This is a genomic window from Pseudomonas sp. 51_B (assembly GCF_017491595.1).
Lineage (GTDB): Bacteria > Pseudomonadota > Gammaproteobacteria > Pseudomonadales > Pseudomonadaceae > Aquipseudomonas > Aquipseudomonas promysalinigenes.
Genome location: NZ_JAFGYW010000002.1, coordinates 38,364 through 56,799 on the forward strand (window position 1 = coordinate 38,364; position 18,436 = coordinate 56,799).

The window sequence follows — 18,436 nt, forward strand, 5'->3', positions numbered from 1 at the left end:
CCGGCTAGAGGAAAGTTTCACTGGGTATCGCATTGGTCGGCTAACTGGAACCGGAGTGGTTGAACGATGCTCACAGGGCAAAGCCCATGCCTACGGGTACAGTCCAATGTTCAGGTTCGACCATCACACCATCGCTGCGCAGACCTTGTTCTTTGAAGATGACGGTTCCACGCCCAACAGCCGTTATCCGGTGTTGCTTTATCGGCTGGGTGCAGTGGCTGCACCTGAGCTGGCCTGCGCATTCGAAGCACTATTCGCAGCTCACCAGTGGACGCCACTCTGGCGCGACGGGATTTTCGATTACCACCATTTCCATCCCAACGCCCATGAAGCATTGGGTGTAGTCAGCGGCCATGCACGTGTCATATTGGGTGGCCCGACAGGGCAGACGTTGAACCTTGAAGCAGGGGATGTGGTGGTGCTACCTGCGGGTACGGGGCACTGCTGCATCGCCTCATGCGATGACTTTGTGGTGGTGGGCGCGTACCCGCAGGGGCAGGAGGCTTACGACACGCAACGTCCTGACCCATCCTTGCATCATCAGGCCCTGGCGCGCATCGCTGCGGTCCCGGACCCAGCGCTGGACCCGGTGACCGGCAAAGCCATGACCCAGTGGCAGCACGGAAAATCACACGGTCACTGAATTGGCTTGAGTGTATTGCTCGTCAGCCGAACTTGCGCAGCGCCTCGACCAATTGCGCCTTGTTCATGCTGGAGCGGCCTTTGATATCTTTGCTGCGGGCCTCCTTGAGCAGGCTTTCCTTGGTCTGAGTCTGCAGCGAGGTGGTTGACGTTCGGGGGTGCCCCTCACGCGTTTTTGCCGCGCGCTTGGCCGAGTCGGAACGGGCAGACTTCTTCTCGCCAGGCGAGGTCGTGCGGCCCGAACCGCCTGCTTTCTCGCCGCCGCCAGATTGCTTGTTCACGGTGGCCCAGGCACGCGCCTGCGCCTCGTGCTCGGGTACGCCGCGTTGCTCATAGCTCTGTTCGATCTGTTCGGCTTTGCGCTTTTGCTTTTCGGTATATTTGGATTTGTCGCCACGTGGCATGACATCGACTCCTGTAAGCGGTGAGTACGCGATGTTGCGTCGGGCTAGCTGCCTGAGCCACTGCGTGAGCCCGTGCCAGCGCCGGAGCTGCCAGTGCCGCCAGCAGCAGAGCCTGCGCCGTCGTCGGTGCCGTCACCTCCGGTGTTATCGGTGCCGTTGTCATCGGTACCGCCATCACCCGTGCCCATGCTGTCAGCCGGCGTTCCTGCGCCGGTTGCGCCTTGGTGATTGCTGTGATCACTGGTGGGGGCGGTTTCCTGAGTGGGTACACGCTGGTCGCCAGCATCGGTCGCGGCAAGCGCCAGTGGCGCGTTGACAGCCATGCACAGCGTTAGCAGCAGGGAAGGCGAGTTGAAAAGATTCATGATCGGATCCTCGAAGGTTCATCTCATGTTTGGCCGGCGCCAGAGATCACCGTGCGAAGGGTCCGACGGACGGGCCTTTGAATCTTGGCCTTCAGCCGTGGCAGCGGTGTTTGAGGGTGAGTCCCTACGCAAGTGGATCAAACTTTCCGCCGCTGCTGCACTCTTCTGGAAAGACATCACAGAAATGAGGCAACTCTATGAAACACAGCGACGGCAACACGGGTGACAAAGTCCCACGGCCCATTTCTTCAGAGCAGGCCCAGCGTGGCGAAGCTGCCCCGGACCCAGTGCTGGAAACCCCTGACGCCGATACCGAGGTAGTGGACAAGGTCATCACCCCCACCTCGATCAAAGAACAGGAAGAGCTGACGCACAAGATCAAGGAACGCCTTGCGGAGGTGGAAAGCAAGACCGGCAAATGATCCTGCAGTGTTGCATCGCGATGCGCCGCGCAAGGCGGCGCATCTGTTTAGCTCACACCGACTCATCCAGCCTTTTGAGCAACGCCTCTGCCGCCGCTTGCGATGAGGCCGGATTTTGACCAGTGATCAAATGCCCGTCCTCGACCACGTGACTGGCCCAGTCCGCGCCTTTGGAGTAGTGCCCACCATTGGCTTTGAGCATGTCTTCGACTAGGAACGGGACTACATCGGTCAGCCCCACGGCAGCCTCTTCGCTGTTGGCAAAGCCGGTGACCTGCTTGTCTTTGACGACCGGTTGGCCATCGGGTGCCTTGATATGCTTGAGCACGCCCGGTGCATGGCATACAGCGGCAATGGGCTTGTTGGCCGCATAGAAGGCTTCGAGCAGCGTCTTGGAGTCGGTGTCTTGCGCCAAGTCCCAAAGCGGCCCGTGGCCGCCTGGGTAAAACACCGCATCGAAGTGGTAAGGGTCCACCTCGCTCAACGGCACCGTGTCAGCCAGCGCCATCTGCCCATCGGTGTCGGTGGCGAAGCGCCGGGTAGCGTCGGTTTGAGCGTCCGGCTCATCGCTCTTTGGATCGAGCGGAGGTTGGCCGCCTTTGGGAGAGGCCAGGGTTACGTCGGCGCCAGCGTCCACGAACACGTAGTAGGGGGCGGCGAATTCTTCCAGCCAGAAGCCGGTTTTCTTGCCGGTATCACCCAGCTGGTCATGGGATGTGAGCACCATCAGGATCTTTTTCATGCGAGGCAGTTCTCCAGATCTATGGGGTGGGCAGTGCGTCGTTGGCTCTGCATGAAGGTGGGAGGCCGCAGCGCAGCTAGGGTTCCCTGCCGGTCGTTGTAAAGCCATCCCAGGGCGTTAAAGCACGGGGTTTTTCGCCGCTGTTGAAGTACCCTAGCGCAACGAAATCTGATTCAGGAACCTTTACCCATGAGCACCACCTCATTCCGCCAACCCGTCTTGAGTGATGCCGAGCGTTGCCACGCGATCGAAATCGGTGCCTACGAGGGCGACGAGGCAGCCACACTGGAGAAGATCCGCACGCGCATCAGCCAGTACCCCCAGGGGTTCCTGCTGCTTGAAGACGAGCAGAGCATCATTGGCTTCATCAACAGCGGCTGCGCCCACCAGGTTGTGATGTCCGATGAGGCGTTCAAGGAACTGGTCGGCCACGACCCGCTGGCACCTAATGTGGTGATCATGTCAGTCGTGGTGGACCCTGCCCATCAGGGCAAAGGCTACGCCAAACAGCTGATGAGCGAATTCATCATGCGCATGCAGGCCCAGGGTAAACAGACCATTCACCTGATGTGCAAAGAGCAGCATGTGGCGCTGTACCGCAAGATGGGCTACCAGTACGTACAGCCGTCGCCTTCGGAGCACGGCGGCATGGCTTGGCATGAGATGCTTATGGTGCTTTGAGCTGGACGTAGGGGAGGGGCCAGTCATATCTAGTTACGAGCGAAGCGCTGAAAACGTACTGAGGGCTGCGATTTAGAGGGGCAGATGGGGTGGCTGCCATTCAATAGTCACAAAGCTGTAACACAGCTGCTGCAAAGTGTGTCGGCCATCACACGGAGCGCTTTTCCCATGATACGCCTGATGAAGTCTGCTGCACTCGCCGTTGCGGTTTCTCTGTCTGCCACCTCGGCCTTTGCCGCAGACAACATTCGCTTGACCGGTTCTGGTGCAAGTTTCCCTGCGCCTATCTACCTGACCTGGTTCAAGGATTTCAGCAAGAATACCGCTGGCGTTACCGTTGACTACCAGTCCAAAGGTAGCGGGGCAGGGGTTCAAGACTTTCTGAACAAGACTGTCGACTTCGCCGCCAGCGACTCGGCCATGAGCGAAGCAGACATCGCCAAAGTCGGCGAGGGTGTGCAGTTGCTGCCAATGACCGCCGGTGAAATCGTGCTGGCCTACAACCTGCCGGGCAACCCTAAGGGCCTGAAGCTGCCACGGGATGTGTACTCCAACATCTTCCTGGGCAAGATCACCCGATGGAACGATGCCAAGATCGCTGCCGCCAACCCAGACCTGAAGCTGCCTGACCTGCCTATCACCGTCGTGGTACGTGCCGATTCCAGCGGTACCAACGCCGTGTTCACCCAGCACCTGTCGGCCATCAACGCCGACTTCAAGAAGGACTTGGGTGAAGGCAACACCGTCAACTGGCCGGCCACCGACAAGTTCATCAAGTCGCCCAAGAACGACGGCGTGACCGCGACCGTTCGCCAGACGCCGGGCGCCATCGGTTACATCGAATATGGCTTTGCCAAGCTGGCCAAGGTCGACTTCGCCGAGCTGGAAAACAAGGCAGGCCAGTACGTGGTGCCGAACGCCGAAAGCGGTGCCCAGGCCCTGGCAGCGGTGAAGTTGCCGGAAAACCTGATCGCCCACCTGCCAGACCCGGATGGCGCCAAGTCCTATCCGATCACTTCCTACACCTGGATGATCTTCCGCAAGGACAACGGCAATCCGCAAAAGGCCAAGGCCATGCGTGAGATGGTCGAGTACGGCCTGACCCAGGGGCAGAAAATCGCCGATTCGATGGGCTACATCCCGCTGCCAGCTTCGGTAGTCGAACAAGTTCGCAAAGCTTCGCAAAACATCCAGTAATGCTTCAGGCGCTCCCGGTGCGGTGCTTGCGTCGTGCCGGGCGTGTTTGCCCCTAGTCCCGGAATCAGCTAAATGAACACACCTTTTGCCATACCGGACAATCCAGATTCCGCCTGTCAGCCGCCGTCCACCAAGGACTTTTTGGTCGACCGCACCTTCCGTGCCCTTGCGCGTATCGGTGTAGTGCTGATTCTCGCGCTGGTATTCGCGTTGGTATATGAAGTAGGACGCAAAGCACTTCCAGGCATGGAAAAGCACGGCTTCGACGTGCTGTTTGGTAGTGTGTGGGACGTCAATCAGGGTAAATACGGCATTCTGCCCGCCATCTGGGGCACGCTTTACAGCGCGCTGATCGCCTTGATGATCGCCGGGTTCTTCGGCGTCAGCATGGCCATTTTTCTGACTCAGGATTTCTTGCCGGCAAGGCTTGCTGCGGTGTTTCGTACCATCGTCGAGCTGCTTGCCGCCATCCCCAGCGTCGTCTACGGCCTGTGGGGTATCTACGTGGTGATCCCGGCCATCCGGCCGCTGACCACCTGGCTGAACAGTGAATTGGGCTGGATCCCTTTCTTCGGCAGCTCCCTCAGTGGCCCTGGCTTGCTGCCAGCGGCGTTGGTGCTGGCGATCATGATCCTCCCGACCATTGCCGCTGTCTCCCAGGACGCACTGACCAGCGTGCCGATGAAAACCAAGCAGGCCGCTTACGGCATGGGCACCACCCATTGGGAGGCCATCCTCAAAGTCATGGTGCCCTCGGCTGCAACGGGTATCTTCGGCTCCCTGGTGCTAGGGCTTGGCCGCGCACTGGGCGAGACCATGGCCCTGGCCATGCTGGTCGGCAACGCCAATACCATCACGCTTTCGCTGTTCGCCCCAGCCAATACCTTGGCAGCCTTGCTGGCGCTGAACTTCCCGGAGGCCGGGCCGAACGAGATCGAGGTGCTGATGTATGCCGCCTTGGTGCTGATGTTCATCACCTTGCTGGTGAACGTTTTCGGATCGCTGATCATGCTCTACGCCCAGCGGGGTAACAAACAATGACTGACCTCTCCGTCACCAGCACCGCTCTACCTAGCCTGCAGCGCCGCTTCGAAGGCCGTGCCCTGCGTAGCCTGTTACTGACCACGCTGGTGTGGTGCGTAGCACTGCTGGCCAGCGTGCCTTTGGTTTCGGTGTTGTACATGCTGATCACCCGCGGCGGTGCTCGCCTGAGCCTTGAGGTGTTCACCGAGCTACCACCCACTGGCTTCGAAATGGGCGGCGGCTTCGGCAACGCCTTGGCCGGTACCTTCGTCATGGTCGGCATCGCAGCAGCCATCGCCGTACCGGTGGGCATTCTGGCAGCGGTGTTCCTTGCCGAACTCGGCCCAGACAGCAAACTGGCCAACGCTTCACGGTTCGCCGCAAAAATGCTTACCGGCCTGCCTTCGATCCTTGCCGGCGTGTTTGCCTATGCCTTGGTGGTGATGACCACCGGCACCTATTCGGCCCCGGCTGGCGGCGTGGCGCTGGCAGTGCTGATGCTGCCGATCGTGGTGCTGACCGCCGAGGAAGCCATGAAGATGGTACCCAAGATCATGAAAGATGCCGCGTACGGCATGGGTTGCACCCGCGCGCAGGTGATCTGGAAAATCATTCTGCCGACCGGTATGCCCGCCATCCTCACCGGCGTCATGCTGGCGGTGGCCCGCGCCGCCGGTGAAACGGCGCCGCTGCTGTTCACTGCGCTGTTCAGCAATTACTGGATCTACCACGACGGCAGCCTGGCGGTCATGAACCCCACGGCTTCGCTTGCCGTACTGATTTACAACTTCTCCGGCATGCCGTTCGATAACCAGCTTGAGCTCGCCTGGGCGGCCTCGCTGGTGTTGGTGATGATCGTGCTGGTAGTCAACATTCTCAGCCGCATTTTCGGCAAGCCCAAGTATTGAAAAGGGAGCATTCGACCGTGAACGTATCTACTGCGCAAAGAGCCGCTCCCTTGGTCAGCGACGCGCCTATCGTCATGGACTGCAAGCTGGACAAGATTTTCTACGGCAACTTCATGGCGGTGCGCGACAGCCATGTGCCGATCCGCAAGAACGAAATCACCGGCTTCATCGGCCCCTCCGGCTGCGGCAAAAGTACCGTGCTGCGCAGCCTCAACCGCATGAACGACTTGGTCAAAGGTTTCCGCTTCGAAGGCCATGTGCATTTCCTTGGCCAAGATGTCTACGGTAAAGGCGTTGACCCAGTGGTTGTGCGCCGCTACATCGGCATGGTGTTCCAGCAACCCAACCCATTCTCCATGAGCATCTTCGACAACGTCGCTTTCGGCTTGCGCCTGAACCGCTACAAGGGCGACATCGGTGACCGCGTCAAACATGCGCTGCAAGGCGCGGCACTGTGGGATGAAGTCAAGGACAAGCTCAAGGTCAGCGGCCTGTCACTGTCAGGTGGCCAGCAGCAGCGCCTGTGCATTGCCCGTGCCATCGCCACCGAGCCAGAAGTACTGCTGCTCGATGAGCCATGCTCGGCACTGGACCCGATCGCCACCCGCCGGGTGGAGGAACTGATGGTCGAGCTGAAAAAGGACTACACGATTGCTTTGGTGACCCACAACATGCAACAGGCGATTCGCGTGGCAGACACCACTGCGTTCTTTTCCGTCGACATCTCCCAGGGCACCCGCACCGGCTATCTGGTTGAGATGGGGCCGACCACGCAGATCTTCCAGAACCCGCGTGAGCAGCTGACCAGTGACTACATCAGCGGCAAGTTCAGCTAAGCCTGCAACATCCGTCAGGCGACCCGCCCCGTTGCCCAGGAAGGCGCCGCGGGGTAGGTCGTTTTCATGTCTTTTCTGTTTCGAAGGATCACCCATGGATGCGATATGTCGTCTTGACCTGCCCGCGGTAGAGCGCGCCCTGCGCAAGGTGCAGGGCAGGTTTGCCGAACTCAGCCGGCAGTTCACCGAGCCGCGTGACCCGTTCACCGACGAGGTGCTGTCCAATGTGCTTGAAGGCTATGCCTTGATAGACGACTATGTTGCCCGCGGTGTGGACCTGTTCGACCTGCAGCAGCTGAACCTGATGCTTGAGATCAACGCCACGGTTTTGTGCGGTAGCGACCCGGCACGGCGCCGTGAATTCTCTGCCCACTTGCAAGCTACTGAGGCGCGTTTTTTCAACAACGTCGAAGGCGGCATCAAGGATCTGTACAACTGGTACTGCTCTTATCGCAGTGATTCGATCTTCAAGCGCGCGGCGGGTGTCTATGTGCGCATCCTCAGCAAGCCGCAACTGTTCATCGAGGGTAACCACCGCACCGGTTCGCTGATCGTCAGCTACCTGCTGATGCGCGCCGGGTTGCCGCCATTCGTGCTGACGTTGGACAACGCCGAGGGTTATTACAACCCTTCCTCGGTCATTCGCAATTCGGCCAAGCATGGCGTGAAAGCATTGTACGAACTGCCCAAGATCAAGAAAAAATACGCCGCCTTCCTGGAAGCGAAGGCACCTGAGCACGATGAGTTTTTCCTACCCGGCACCTGTGTGCCGGCCCGCCAGGGTAGCCGGTGATGAAGAGGGTTTCGATGCTAGAGCAAGGTAAGGCCAGCGGGCGACGAGCGTGGCAGGCCATTGGGCGGAAATTCGCGCGCCCGCAAATGCGCATTTCCTTCGATATCGACGATACGCTCGCCTGCTTGCCTCATCACGCCACCGAGGAGCACAGCAGGCTGCCGACGTTCATACACCGCTGGCTGGGCGAGCCCTTGCGCAGCGGCACGCGTTCGCTGATTCGCGATCTGCGCCGCCAAGGCTGCAGCATCTGGATCTATACCTCCTCGGGCCGCACACCGGCCTATATCCGGCGCTGGCTGATGCTTTATGGCATCCATGTCGACGGTGTGGTCAACAGCGATCGCCACCAGCACATCCTGTCGCTGCACGGCCTTGCCAATGCACCCTCGAAGTATCCACCGGCGTTCGATATCGACTTGCACGTCGATGACTCCGAAGGAGTAGGCATCGAAGGCTCCGACCATGGGTTTCGTGTGGTAGTGGTCGACCCCCAAGATGAAAGCTGGGCAGAGAAGGTCATGGACGCTGCGGCCCGTGTGCATGCCCAGTTGGCCTGGCAGCAACCCCAGCGTTACCGGGTACCCGTGCCTCAGGATAGCGAAGTGCTGGCCTCCTGACCCCGCAAAACGGCAAGGCGCCTTGTGCCTGACCTGGCACAAGGCGCCTTTTGTCGTTAGCGCAGCCGATCAGTGATGGGCGCTGTCCACGGCGATGTCTTCTCCCGATACGTCCAGGTACGGTGTGCCACGCCTGGCGATGGCATAGTGAATCAGCCCACCCAAGGCAGCACCGAAGAACCAGGAAAACTGCGACAGGGTGTCGAATGCCGGTACCAATGCCAGCACGATGGCGATGAGCGCGGCAGGAACGAACGCCGCTACGGCGCGCAGGTTGACCCCGCCGTGGTAGTGGTAGGCGCCGTCTGGGCTTTCGCTGTAAAGCTGCGGCAGGTTTACTCGGCTACGCCGTACCAGGTAGTAGTCAGTGACGATGATGCCGTACAGCGGGCCGAGCAGGGCACCCAGGCCGCCGAGGAAGTACACGATCACAGCCGGGCTGTTGTACAGGTGCCAGGGCAGGATCAGCACCGCGATGGCAGCACTGAGCAACCCTGCGCGGCGGAAGTTCAGGGCCTTGGGTGCCAGGTTGGTGAGCACGAAAGCCGGGGCCACGAAGTTGGCCATGATGTTCACCGCGACGGTGACGATCAGAAATGCCAGGCAAGCTAATACCAAACCGGTGGTGCTCGGGATGGCGGCGACGATTTCGCTTGGGCTCTGCACCAGCTTGCCGTCGATGCTGAACTGGGCGCCCGCGATCACCACAGCGATCAGCGCGAAACCGAGCATATTGACCGGCAACCCCCAGAAGTTGCCCACGCTGATGGTTTTGCGGTCTGGGCAGTTACGGGTGAAATCGCAGAAGTTGAGGATCATGGTGCCGTACAACGAAACCCAAAGCGCAGCGGCGCCCAGCACCTTCAACCACATCGTCGAGCCAGTGGGCGCGCTGCCGCTGGACCAAGCGATGGACAGCCCACTGCGCCAATACATCCAGGCCGCCAAGCCAGTGAAGGCCACCAGGATGATCGGCCCGGCGAGGGATTCGAAGCGGCGCACCATCTCCATGCCGTAGGCGAAGATCGCCACCTGCACGCACCAGATGCCCAGAAAGGTGAGCCAACCCAGGGTCGACAGGCCAAGGATCGAATTCTGATCGTAGGCTTTGAGCTCTGGCGCAATCGCCGTAAGCAAAACGCGCAGAACCACAGAGGCGAGGTAAGTCTGAATACCAAACCAGGCGATGGCGATTACCGCGCGAATCAGGGCGGGGATCTGTGCGCCGTGAATACCGAAGCTGATGCGGCACATGACCGGATAAGGCAAGCCTGTTTTCTGCCCCATGTACCCGGACAGGTTCATCAGGCCGTAGATCACCAGAGCCCCCAGCGCGAAAGCGGCGAGAATCTGCGCGCCGCTCATGCCCAGGGCGAACAGGCCGATGGCGAAGGAGTAGTTTGCGATGTTGTGCACATCGTTGGTCCACAGCGCGAATAAGCTGTAGCGCCCCCAGGTGCGGTGGGCTGCGCGAGTCGGTGCCAGGTCTTTGCTGTATAGGCGTGAGCTTAATTGCAGAGGGCTTGAATCAGCCTTTGCGGCGGGCTGGTCAGCAAGCTGGCCAGCATCGAAGCGGGAAATCGACGCCATCGGAACTCCTGATGGTTGTGTACTCTTGTTATTAATATTTGTATACAAACAATATTCGTACCAACCCCAGGATATCCTCGATTCTGCGGGCTTCTATTGTGTAAACCCTTTTGGCAAAAGACCTATAAAGTGTGTATTTTGTGCACAACTTACCTGCATTCTGTTACCAGCCTTCACGCATGTTCCGCCTGGAACAGCCCCCGGATGACCTCCCTTAGCCAGCGATTGCCATCGTCCTGGTGGTAACGCGCGTGCCAGTGCTGCTTCACGGTGAAGCCTTCCACTGCAATCGGGCAGTCGTGTACCTGTAACCCATGCATATCAGCGAGGGTCTGGCCAATGTGGCGAGGCAGTGTTGCCACCAAGTCGGTAGAACCGACGATCATGCCCAGCCCAAGAAACGCCGGCAGTTCGAGCATGATCCGGCGCTCGATGCCCGCCCGCGCCAAGCCTGCCTCCAACAGTTTCTGCCCGGTCCCGGCACTGATCTGAACATGGCCTTCAGCGCGATACTCTGCCACGCTCATGACGCTTTGCAGGCGCGGGTGCTGACGGTTGCTCAGGCATACCCAGTCCTGTTCGAACAGCACCTGCTGGTACATACCGCCGCCCAACCAAGGCACGAAACCGATGGCCAGGTCCGCCTCGCCCGATTCCAACGAGCTCTCGGTATTGCCGTCGATACGCGCAGCTTCAAGTCGGATGCCCGGTGCGTGCGCGCGCAAGTGGTTGAGAATGGTCGGCAACAGCGTGATATGGCTGGCGTCACTGACGCATAAGCGAAAGCGGCGCTGCGCCGTGGCAGGGATGAACTGCGGTGCCCAGGTCGTAAGCCTGCGCAACGATTCCAGCACCTCCCGGCAAGGCCCGATCAATTGATCGGCACGAGGTGTTGGGGCCATTCCACCTGGCGTGCGTACGAACAGCGGGTCGTTCAGCTGCTCGCGCAACCGCGCTAGCCAGATGCTGATGGTCGGCTGGCTCTGGCCTAACTGATCGGCAGCGCGGGTCACGCTCCGGCATTGGTACAACACCTCGAACAATTGCAGCAGTTTAGGTTCGGGCAAGGGCTCGAGCAGGCTCATTATTGCAACTCTCAATAGCGCTATTGAGGGCATTGTATAGATCAAATAACGCCGCTTGCATAAGGTTGAGGCAAACCACAGGAGGTTTGCGACGTGAAAATCTGCATTCTGGGGGCCGGCGCCTTAGGTTGTGCCATCGGCGCAGCCCTGAGCGAGGCCGGGCATGAAACCTGGCTATTGAATCGTGGCGCGGCTCACGTGGAGGCGATCAATACCCGCGGGCTGCACGTGCTGGATGAATGCGGCGAACGGCATGTCAAGGTCAATGCTGCGACCGACGCGGCACAGGTTGGGGTCGCTGATCTGGTAATCGTGTTGGTCAAATCGTTTCACACCGCTCAGGCCATTGCCGGCGCCAGCGCACTGATTGGGCCGCACACCCTGGTGCTGTCGCTGCAGAATGGCTTGGGCCACGAGGACATCCTCGCCCAAGCAGTTGGCCGCGAGCGCGTACTGGCGGGCAAGACCTACGTCGGCGGGGTGCTGCTGGCGCCAGGCTCGATTCGCGCTGGTGTGGCGAGCAAGCAGACTTACATCGGCGAACTGGACGGCCAGTTGACCCCCCGCGTGCAAGCGATCGCCGAGGCTTTCAATGGCGCAGGCCTGGCCACCACCGTCAGCGACAACATCCTTGGCACCATGTGGGACAAGTTGCTGGTCAACGTCGCCACCGGGGCGCTGAGCGGCATCACCATGCTTAGCTACGGCCAGCTCTACAGCGAGCCGCTACTGGAAAATACCGCCAAAGCCGCGGTCGCCGAGGCCATCGCCGTGGCCGAAAGGGCGGGTATCCGCCTGAGCCTGACCAGCCCCGAGGCCGCCTGGCGCCTGGCCGCCGAAGGGTTGCCGGCCAGTTTTCGCACATCGATGTTGCAGAGCCTGGAAAAAGGCTCGATCACCGAAATCGACTTCATCAACGGCTCGGTCGTGCGCTGGGGCCAGCGCCACGGCATCGCCACACCGGTCAACGCAACCCTGGTGGCCTGTATCAAAGGCATCGAGCGGGCGATGGCCGACCACCAGAAAAAGGAGAACCCATGAACCAGCCTAAAGCCTACCTGGAACACGTCGCGTTCTGGGTGCGGGATATCCAGTGGCATATCCGCTTCTTCAATGAGGTGTGCGGCATGGCCATGCGTGAGTTGCAGGGTGACCCTGAGCGGCCGGCACAGTACTGGACGCTGGGTGGTTTGCAGTTCATTCATCAGCCTGATTTCACAGGCCCCGAAGGACGTATGGCGCATTTAGGCATCATGTGCGAAGACCTCGAAGCCACCCTGGCTGCGGCGCAGCGCTTTGGCGTCAGTGCCATGCCCCAGGGCCGCAACTGGTTGCGCTTGCCCGACGGCCTGGCCGTGGAGTTCATCCAGGCCCTGCCCGCCGGTTGTGTGGCTCAGGCGCTGGCCATTGACCCACGCGCAGAGGTGCAAGCATGAGCATCGTGGAAAAATACTGGGATGATGCCCGCGAGGGCGACGAATGCATCAGCCCCACCTATACCGTTACCCGTGAACGCATCCTGGCTTACGCCGACCTCACGGGCGATCACACCCCGGTGCATGTTGATGAGGCATATGCCAACGCCAGTCATTTTGGCTGCCTGGTCGCCCATGGCCTGTTCGGGTTATCCATTGCAGATGGCCTCAAGACCCAATGCGACTACCGCTTCCTGCCAGGGATGTCGCTGGGCTGGACCTGGGACTTCGTGTTACCGATCAAGGTCGGCGATGTGCTGCATGTGCGCATGCGCGTTGGGGCGATGCGCCCGAGCAATAGCCGGCCAGGTTGGGGCATCGTGGTCCTACCCTCTGAATTGATCAACCAACATGGCCAAGTCGTGCAGCGCGGCGAGCACCGTCTGATGGTGCCAAGGAGGGTAGAAGCATGAGCCAGGCATTGCCATTGGCAGGTATCCGCGTCATCGATTACAGCCATTTTCTGGCAGGACCGTATGTTGGCCGATGCCTGGCGGCGCTGGGCGCCGAAGTGATCAAAGTCGAACGCCCTGGCACCGGGGATGCGGGTCGTCAGCACGCATTTACCCTCGATGAGCAGCAAAGCGGTTACTTCCTGCAATTGAACATGGGCAAGCAAGGCGTCAGCGTGAACATGAAGGACCCACGTGGCAAAGCCTTCATGCAGCGCCTGACCGATTCGGCCGATGTGTTCATCGAAAACTATCGCCCTGGTGCTTTGGACAAACTGGGCCTGGGTTATGCCGAACTCAGTGCGCGCAATCCGCGCTTGGTGTACTGCTCGATTTCCGCCTATGGCCACACCGGGCCGGATGCGCACCGCGCAGGCTTTGGGCTGATCGCCGAGGCCAAGAGTGGGATCATGCAGATGGTCGGCGTACCTGGCGAGGCCCCACCTCTGCTGCGTATTTCCCTTGGCGATATGTACACCGGTATTCACGCCGTAGCTGCGATCAATGCGGCGCTGCTCGGCCGAGTCAGCAGTGGCCGCGGGCAGCATATCGACATGGCCCTGTACGACACGCTGGTGTCGATGCACGAATACGCCGTGCAGTGCTACACGTTGTCCGGGGGCACCGTGCTGCCCGAGCAGACCGGCCATGACATGCCCACCTCGACCCTGTACGGCGTGTTCCGCGCTGCCGATGGCGACCTGGTGATCGCGGCCCAGGTCGACGATGCCTGGCAACGCTTCGCCGCCATGCTCGAAGCCAATGGCGGCCCACCCGGGTTCGGCAGCGACAGTCGTTACCACAACCTCAACGGACGCAATGCCCACCGCCAGACAATTCTTGCAGTGGTCCGCGACTGGGTCGGCGCTCGGCGGGTGGCCGATATTCTCGCTTTGCTGGACACCATCGACATTCCCAGCGCCAAGGTTCAACGCATCGACGAGGTGCTGGCTGATCCGCAGATCCAGGCGCGCAATATGGTCATCGAGCAACATCACCCTCGCTACGGCACCTTGCGAATGCCGAACCTGCCGTTCCGTTTCTCAGCGTGCGACACCACCATCTCCCAAGTGGCCCCTGACCTGGGCCAGCACAATGCCGAAGTGGCCGCAGCACTAGGCTTTGCCCCAGAAGAGATCGCCGCCATGCAGGCCGACGGCGTATTGTTCACCCACGGAGATGCACGATGAGCGACCGCTATGCAGTGATCGGCCGGCCGATCAACCACACCAAGTCCCCGTTGATTCATGGCCTATTCGCCGAAGCCACTGGCCAAACCTTGGAATACGGCGCCATCGAGGGCGGGCTTGAGGATTTCGAGGCGCAGGTCATGCAGTTTCGCCATCAAGGCGGGCAGGGCATGAACATCACCGCACCGTTCAAACTGCGCGCTTTCGAGCTGGCCGACCGGCGCAGCGAGCGCGCGCAGTTGGCACGGGCGGCCAATGCATTGAGGTTCGAGGGTAATCACATCTTTGCAGAAAACTTCGATGGTATCGGCCTGCTGCGGGATATCGAAGTCAACCTCGGCCAGCCGCTACGCAACCGTCGGGTATTGCTGCTCGGTGCCGGCGGGGCGGTACGTGGCGCTTTGCTGCCGTTCCTGCAGGCTGAGCCCAGTGAAGTGGTGCTCGCCAACCGGGATATGGCCAAGGCGCTAGCCTTGCGCAATGAGCTGGATCACCCTCTGCTGCGCATCAGCCGTTATGAAGAGTTGCAAGGGCAGGCGTTCGACGTGGTGGTCAATGCCACCTCTGCGAGCCTGACGGGGCAATTGCCGCCGCTGCCCGCGCAGGTGCTGAGCGGGGCCCGGCTGGCCTACGAATTGGCCTACGGCAAAGGCCTGACGCCGTTCTTGCGCCTGGCGCGGGAACAAGGGGTGGCGCACTTGGCCGATGGCGTGGGCATGCTCGTGGAGCAGGCCGCTGAAGCGTTTGCCTGGTGGCGCGGCGTGCGGCCCGACACCCGCGCTGTTATCGAGCGCCTGACCATTGCTTTGGAGTGACCATGGCCGCCAACGTTCTGATGCTGCATGGCATCAACCACAACATGTTCGGCAAGCGAGACCCGCGCCAATATGGCACGGCGACCCTGGCCGATATCGATCAGGCCCTGCAGGCATTGGCCCAGGAGCTAGGCGCCCAGGTCGAGAGCTTCCAGACCAACCATGAAGGAGCCATGTGCGAGCGCATCCATCAGGCCTATGAAGATCGAGTGGATGCAGTGTTGATCAATGCCGGAGCCTGGACTCATTACAGCTACGGTATCCGCGACGCATTGGCGATCCTCGAAGTGCCAGTGGTGGAGGTTCATATGTCGAACATCCATGCCCGGGAACCCTTCCGCCACCACTCGGTGTTTGCCGAGGTGGTGAGCGGGCAGATATGCGGGTTCGGCGTGCAGACCTACCTACTGGCCCTGCGTGCAGCGCTCAATATCCACTGAAAGCCCCTAGGGAGCGGTGCCATGAGCCACTCAGCCACGTCGAATGATTCGCGCCAAGGCATCGGTGTTGCATTGCTGGTGGCAGTCACCTTTTTCATGGAGAACCTCGATGCCACCATCATCGCCACGGCGTTGCCGCAGATGGCCCGCGACTTTGCCCAGAACCCGGTCGACCTGAACATTGGCATCAGCGCCTACCTACTGGCAGTGGCGGTGTTCATCCCGCTCAGTGGTTGGGTCGCCGAACGCTTTGGTGCGCGTCTGGTGTTTGCTGTCGCCGTTGGCCTGTTCACCCTGGCCTCCTGGCTGTGCGGTTTGGCGCCGAACCTTGAAACATTCGTCGCTGCGCGCGTGCTGCAGGGTATCGCGGGTGCGTTGATGGTGCCTGTCGGCCGTATGGTCGTGCTGCGTACCACCGAAAAACAAGACCTGGTGAAAATGCTCGCGCTGATCACCTGGCCCGGGCTAGTTGCGCCGGTACTGGGCCCTCCCATCGGCGGGCTGATCGTCACCCATTGGTCATGGCCGTGGATCTTCTACCTGAATATTCCGCTCGGCGTGCTGGCCATGGCAGCGGCATGGTGGCTGATCCCCGCTAGCCGTTGCAGTGATGTACGGCCGTTTGATCTACGTGGCTTCGTGCTGCTTGCATCGGCCTGTGCTGCATGGCTGATCGGCCTGGAAACCCTCGGTTCGATGGGGGCCGGCACCCTGCTTAGCGGTGCGGCGCTGGTCACGTTGGGCGGGCTACTAACGTGGCTGGCGTGGCGCCACTGCCTGGGGCATCCAGCGCCACTGTTACCAATGGCGGTTTTGGCGATCGGCACGTTCAGGGCCAGTATCATTGGCGGGACGCTTTTCCGCCTGTCGATCAGTGCCTTGCCGTTCCTGATACCTCTGTTGCTCCAGGTTGGCTTTAGCCTTTCCCCAGTGGATGCAGGCTTGCTGGTGCTGGCGATCTTTGCGGGCAATTTGGCCATGAAGCCGTTCACTACCGGCTTGATGCGGCGTTATGGTTTTCGTCGAGTGCTGCTTTGCAATGGGGTGATCGGCGTTGCCAGCATCCTGGCCTGCCTGAGTTTGCAGCAGGGGATGGCGTGGTATTGGATGGCACTGGTGCTGTTCGTGGGCGGGCTGTCGCGCTCGATGCAGTTCACCGCCTACAACGCCGTAGGTTTTGCCGAGGTGCCCAAGCCGCTGATGGCCGAGGCATCGACCTTGTTCAGCATGTTCTTCCAGCTGGCAATGGCCTTGGGTGTCGCCGTGGTGGCGTTGTTGTTGAGGCTATCTATGCTGCTGCGTGGCGCTGAGGGCAGCATGAGCGTCACCGATTTTCATTGGGCATTGCTGGGTGTGGCGCTGATCGCTGGTATCGCGCTGGTCGATACCGCGCGCCTGCCAGGCAATGCCGGCGCCGAGGTTCTGCGTACTTAAAGGCACGCACCCCACATGGGCCGGCTTGCTTGTGCTGCTGATCGCCCAAGGTTCGGGCCAGCTGTGGCTGGATCACTGGCTGAATATACGTTGATTGCGTGTGACCCAGCGAGCGTTCAACGGGGCATCACTTCATTCAGCGCCTGCTCCAGAATGCTGACCGTGCGCTCGATGTTGTACAGTTTTTCGAGCCCGAACAAACCGATGCGGAACGTCTGGAAGTCCGCCGGCTCGTCACATTGCAAGGGGACTCCGGCAGCAATCTGCAGGCCTTGATCGGCAAATTTCTTGCCGTTTTTGATGTCGGCATCATCGGTATAACTCACCACCACACCAGGGGCCTGGAAGCCGGGCGCTGCCACGCTCCTGATGCCTTTGCTGGCCAACATGGCGCGAACCCGGTCGCCGAGTGCCTGCTGCTGGGCGCGCAGTTTCTCGAAGCCGTAGGCTTGCATCTCCTTCATCACATCGTTGAACCGGGCAAGCGCGTCGCTGGGCATGGTGGCGTGGTAGGCATGTCCACCCTGTTCGTAGGCTTGCATGATCTGCAGCCACTTCTTCAAGTCGCAGGCAAAGCTGCTGCTTTGGGTGTGTTCGATGCGTTCGACAGCCAGCGCACTGAGCATCACCATGGCGCAGCAAGGGGAAGCGCTCCAGCCCTTTTGCGGTGCGCTGATCAGCAGGTCCACTGCGCAGGCCTGCATATCGACCCACAGTGCGCCCGAGGCGATGCAGTCCAGCACGAACAGGCCGCCAACCTTGTGCACGGCGTCGCCCACCGCCCGTAGATAGTCATCGGGCAGAATGATCCCGGCGGAGGTTTCGACGTGCGGGGCGAAAACGATCTGAGGTTTGTGCGCCTCGATGGCCGCCAGCACTTCATCCAGGGGAGCAGGGGTGTAAGCCGCTTGGCGTCCAGCATCAACTGGCCGGGCTTTGAGCACCGAAGTTGCCGCCGCGATGTTGCCCATTTCCAGAATCTGGCTCCAGCGATAACTGAACCAGCCGTTGCGTATTACCAGGCATCGGGCGCCACTGGCAAATTGCCGCGCCACCGCCTCCATGCCGAATGTACCGCTGCCTGGCACCAGAGCAACGGCCTGGGCGTTGTAGACCTGCTTCAGGGTGCTGGAAATGTTTTGCATCACCCCCTGAAAAGCCTGCGACATATGGTTGAGCGATCGGTCGGTGTAAACGACCGAGTACTCGACCAGCCCTTGCGGGTCGACGCTGGGATAAAGCTTGGACATGGAATGATTCCTTTGGCAGAGAAGATTCAGCATAGACGACTGCCGTGCGCGGCGGCAGCGGTGCCCACGCCT

Annotated in this window: 22 protein-coding genes; 16 read left to right on the top strand and 6 right to left on the bottom strand. The window is 60.5% G+C overall.

Features of this window, described 5'->3' with window-relative positions; genetic code table 11:
- Window positions 1-106: 106 nt before the first annotated feature.
- The gene (locus J5M56_RS03220) at window positions 107-643 is read left to right on the top strand and encodes a cupin domain-containing protein (protein ID WP_186477877.1); all 537 of its coding nucleotides are present in this window, start codon (window positions 107-109) and stop codon (window positions 641-643) included.
- A gap of 22 nt (window positions 644-665) precedes the next feature.
- Here J5M56_RS03220 and J5M56_RS03225 read toward each other — a convergent pair whose 3' ends face one another.
- Together J5M56_RS03225 and J5M56_RS03230 are read right to left on the bottom strand one after the other, a co-directional pair.
- Window positions 666-1,046: a termination factor Rho gene (locus tag J5M56_RS03225; RefSeq protein WP_186477876.1), complete on the bottom strand. Its 381-nt coding sequence runs from the start codon at window positions 1,044-1,046 to the stop codon at window positions 666-668.
- A 44-nt stretch (window positions 1,047-1,090) separates the two neighbouring features.
- A complete protein-coding gene (locus J5M56_RS03230; RefSeq protein WP_186477875.1) occupies window positions 1,091-1,411 on the bottom strand; it encodes a hypothetical protein in 321 nt (106 codons plus the stop codon).
- Between the two features lie 197 nt (window positions 1,412-1,608).
- On the opposite strand from J5M56_RS03230, the gene J5M56_RS03235 reads away from it, so the two are divergent.
- The gene (locus J5M56_RS03235) at window positions 1,609-1,833 is read left to right on the top strand and encodes a hypothetical protein (RefSeq protein WP_186477874.1); all 225 of its coding nucleotides are present in this window, start codon (window positions 1,609-1,611) and stop codon (window positions 1,831-1,833) included.
- A 52-nt stretch (window positions 1,834-1,885) separates the two neighbouring features.
- On the opposite strand, the gene J5M56_RS03240 is transcribed toward J5M56_RS03235, so the two are convergent.
- Window positions 1,886-2,575 carry a type 1 glutamine amidotransferase domain-containing protein gene (locus J5M56_RS03240; RefSeq protein ID WP_060477049.1) on the bottom strand — a complete coding sequence of 230 codons (690 nt, stop codon included), beginning with the start codon at window positions 2,573-2,575 and terminating at the stop codon, window positions 1,886-1,888.
- Window positions 2,576-2,764: 189 nt separating this feature from the next.
- On the opposite strand from J5M56_RS03240, the gene J5M56_RS03245 reads away from it, so the two are divergent.
- The 7 genes from J5M56_RS03245 to J5M56_RS03275 all read left to right on the top strand — a co-directional run bounded on the left by J5M56_RS03245 (window position 2,765) and on the right by J5M56_RS03275 (window position 8,633).
- The gene (locus J5M56_RS03245; protein ID WP_207869696.1) at window positions 2,765-3,256 is read left to right on the top strand and encodes a GNAT family N-acetyltransferase; all 492 of its coding nucleotides are present in this window, start codon (window positions 2,765-2,767) and stop codon (window positions 3,254-3,256) included.
- 168 nt (window positions 3,257-3,424) lie between these two features.
- Complete coding sequence (pstS, locus tag J5M56_RS03250; RefSeq protein ID WP_060477051.1) at window positions 3,425-4,453, top strand: phosphate ABC transporter substrate-binding protein PstS; 1,029 nt, start codon at window positions 3,425-3,427, stop codon at window positions 4,451-4,453.
- A gap of 72 nt (window positions 4,454-4,525) precedes the next feature.
- The gene (gene pstC, locus J5M56_RS03255) at window positions 4,526-5,494 is read left to right on the top strand and encodes a phosphate ABC transporter permease subunit PstC (RefSeq protein ID WP_060477052.1); all 969 of its coding nucleotides are present in this window, start codon (window positions 4,526-4,528) and stop codon (window positions 5,492-5,494) included.
- Window positions 5,491-6,384 carry a phosphate ABC transporter permease PstA gene (pstA, locus tag J5M56_RS03260; protein ID WP_060477053.1) on the top strand — a complete coding sequence of 298 codons (894 nt, stop codon included), beginning with the start codon at window positions 5,491-5,493 and terminating at the stop codon, window positions 6,382-6,384. Before pstC ends, pstA begins: the two co-directional genes overlap by 4 nt.
- 74 nt (window positions 6,385-6,458) lie before the next feature.
- Complete coding sequence (gene pstB / locus J5M56_RS03265; RefSeq protein WP_050437214.1) at window positions 6,459-7,220, top strand: phosphate ABC transporter ATP-binding protein PstB; 762 nt, start codon at window positions 6,459-6,461, stop codon at window positions 7,218-7,220.
- A 94-nt stretch (window positions 7,221-7,314) separates the two neighbouring features.
- Window positions 7,315-8,013 carry a hypothetical protein gene (locus J5M56_RS03270; RefSeq protein ID WP_186477871.1) on the top strand — a complete coding sequence of 233 codons (699 nt, stop codon included), beginning with the start codon at window positions 7,315-7,317 and terminating at the stop codon, window positions 8,011-8,013.
- Window positions 8,013-8,633, top strand: a complete 621-nt coding sequence (locus J5M56_RS03275) for a hypothetical protein (protein WP_186477870.1) — start codon at window positions 8,013-8,015, stop codon at window positions 8,631-8,633. The genes J5M56_RS03270 and J5M56_RS03275 overlap by 1 nt, the downstream gene beginning before the upstream one ends.
- A 69-nt stretch (window positions 8,634-8,702) precedes the next feature.
- On the opposite strand, the gene J5M56_RS03280 is transcribed toward J5M56_RS03275, so the two are convergent.
- Both J5M56_RS03280 and J5M56_RS03285 read right to left on the bottom strand, forming a co-directional pair.
- Window positions 8,703-10,223 carry an NCS1 family nucleobase:cation symporter-1 gene (locus J5M56_RS03280; RefSeq protein WP_207869698.1) on the bottom strand — a complete coding sequence of 507 codons (1,521 nt, stop codon included), beginning with the start codon at window positions 10,221-10,223 and terminating at the stop codon, window positions 8,703-8,705.
- Window positions 10,224-10,396: 173 nt separating this feature from the next.
- Entirely contained in the window at window positions 10,397-11,308 is a 912-nt protein-coding gene (locus J5M56_RS03285; RefSeq protein ID WP_207869700.1) for a LysR family transcriptional regulator, read from the bottom strand.
- A gap of 93 nt (window positions 11,309-11,401) precedes the next feature.
- Here J5M56_RS03285 and J5M56_RS03290 point away from each other — a divergent pair, with 93 nt between their 5' ends.
- The 7 genes from J5M56_RS03290 to J5M56_RS03320 are packed head-to-tail and all read left to right on the top strand — an operon-like array spanning window position 11,402 to window position 17,114.
- The gene (locus tag J5M56_RS03290) at window positions 11,402-12,349 is read left to right on the top strand and encodes a 2-dehydropantoate 2-reductase (RefSeq protein ID WP_207869702.1); all 948 of its coding nucleotides are present in this window, start codon (window positions 11,402-11,404) and stop codon (window positions 12,347-12,349) included.
- Window positions 12,346-12,744 carry a VOC family protein gene (locus J5M56_RS03295; protein WP_207869704.1) on the top strand — a complete coding sequence of 133 codons (399 nt, stop codon included), beginning with the start codon at window positions 12,346-12,348 and terminating at the stop codon, window positions 12,742-12,744. The genes J5M56_RS03290 and J5M56_RS03295 overlap by 4 nt, the downstream gene beginning before the upstream one ends.
- Window positions 12,741-13,196 (top strand): MaoC family dehydratase, encoded by a 456-nt coding sequence (locus J5M56_RS03300; RefSeq protein ID WP_060477060.1) that lies wholly within the window; start codon window positions 12,741-12,743, stop codon window positions 13,194-13,196. Before J5M56_RS03295 ends, J5M56_RS03300 begins: the two co-directional genes overlap by 4 nt.
- The gene (locus J5M56_RS03305) at window positions 13,193-14,425 is read left to right on the top strand and encodes a CoA transferase (protein WP_186477865.1); all 1,233 of its coding nucleotides are present in this window, start codon (window positions 13,193-13,195) and stop codon (window positions 14,423-14,425) included. Before J5M56_RS03300 ends, J5M56_RS03305 begins: the two co-directional genes overlap by 4 nt.
- Entirely contained in the window at window positions 14,422-15,240 is an 819-nt protein-coding gene (aroE, locus tag J5M56_RS03310; protein ID WP_186477864.1) for a shikimate dehydrogenase, read from the top strand. Before J5M56_RS03305 ends, aroE begins: the two co-directional genes overlap by 4 nt.
- A gap of 2 nt (window positions 15,241-15,242) precedes the next feature.
- Entirely contained in the window at window positions 15,243-15,680 is a 438-nt protein-coding gene (aroQ, locus tag J5M56_RS03315) for a type II 3-dehydroquinate dehydratase (protein ID WP_060477063.1), read from the top strand.
- A 21-nt stretch (window positions 15,681-15,701) separates the two neighbouring features.
- Window positions 15,702-17,114: an MFS transporter gene (locus J5M56_RS03320; RefSeq protein ID WP_207869706.1), complete on the top strand. Its 1,413-nt coding sequence runs from the start codon at window positions 15,702-15,704 to the stop codon at window positions 17,112-17,114.
- 116 nt (window positions 17,115-17,230) lie between these two features.
- Here the strand turns inward: J5M56_RS03320 and J5M56_RS03325 are convergent, their stop codons facing one another.
- A complete protein-coding gene (locus J5M56_RS03325; RefSeq protein ID WP_186477862.1) occupies window positions 17,231-18,364 on the bottom strand; it encodes an aminotransferase class V-fold PLP-dependent enzyme in 1,134 nt (377 codons plus the stop codon).
- Between the last annotated feature and the right edge of the window lie 72 nt (window positions 18,365-18,436).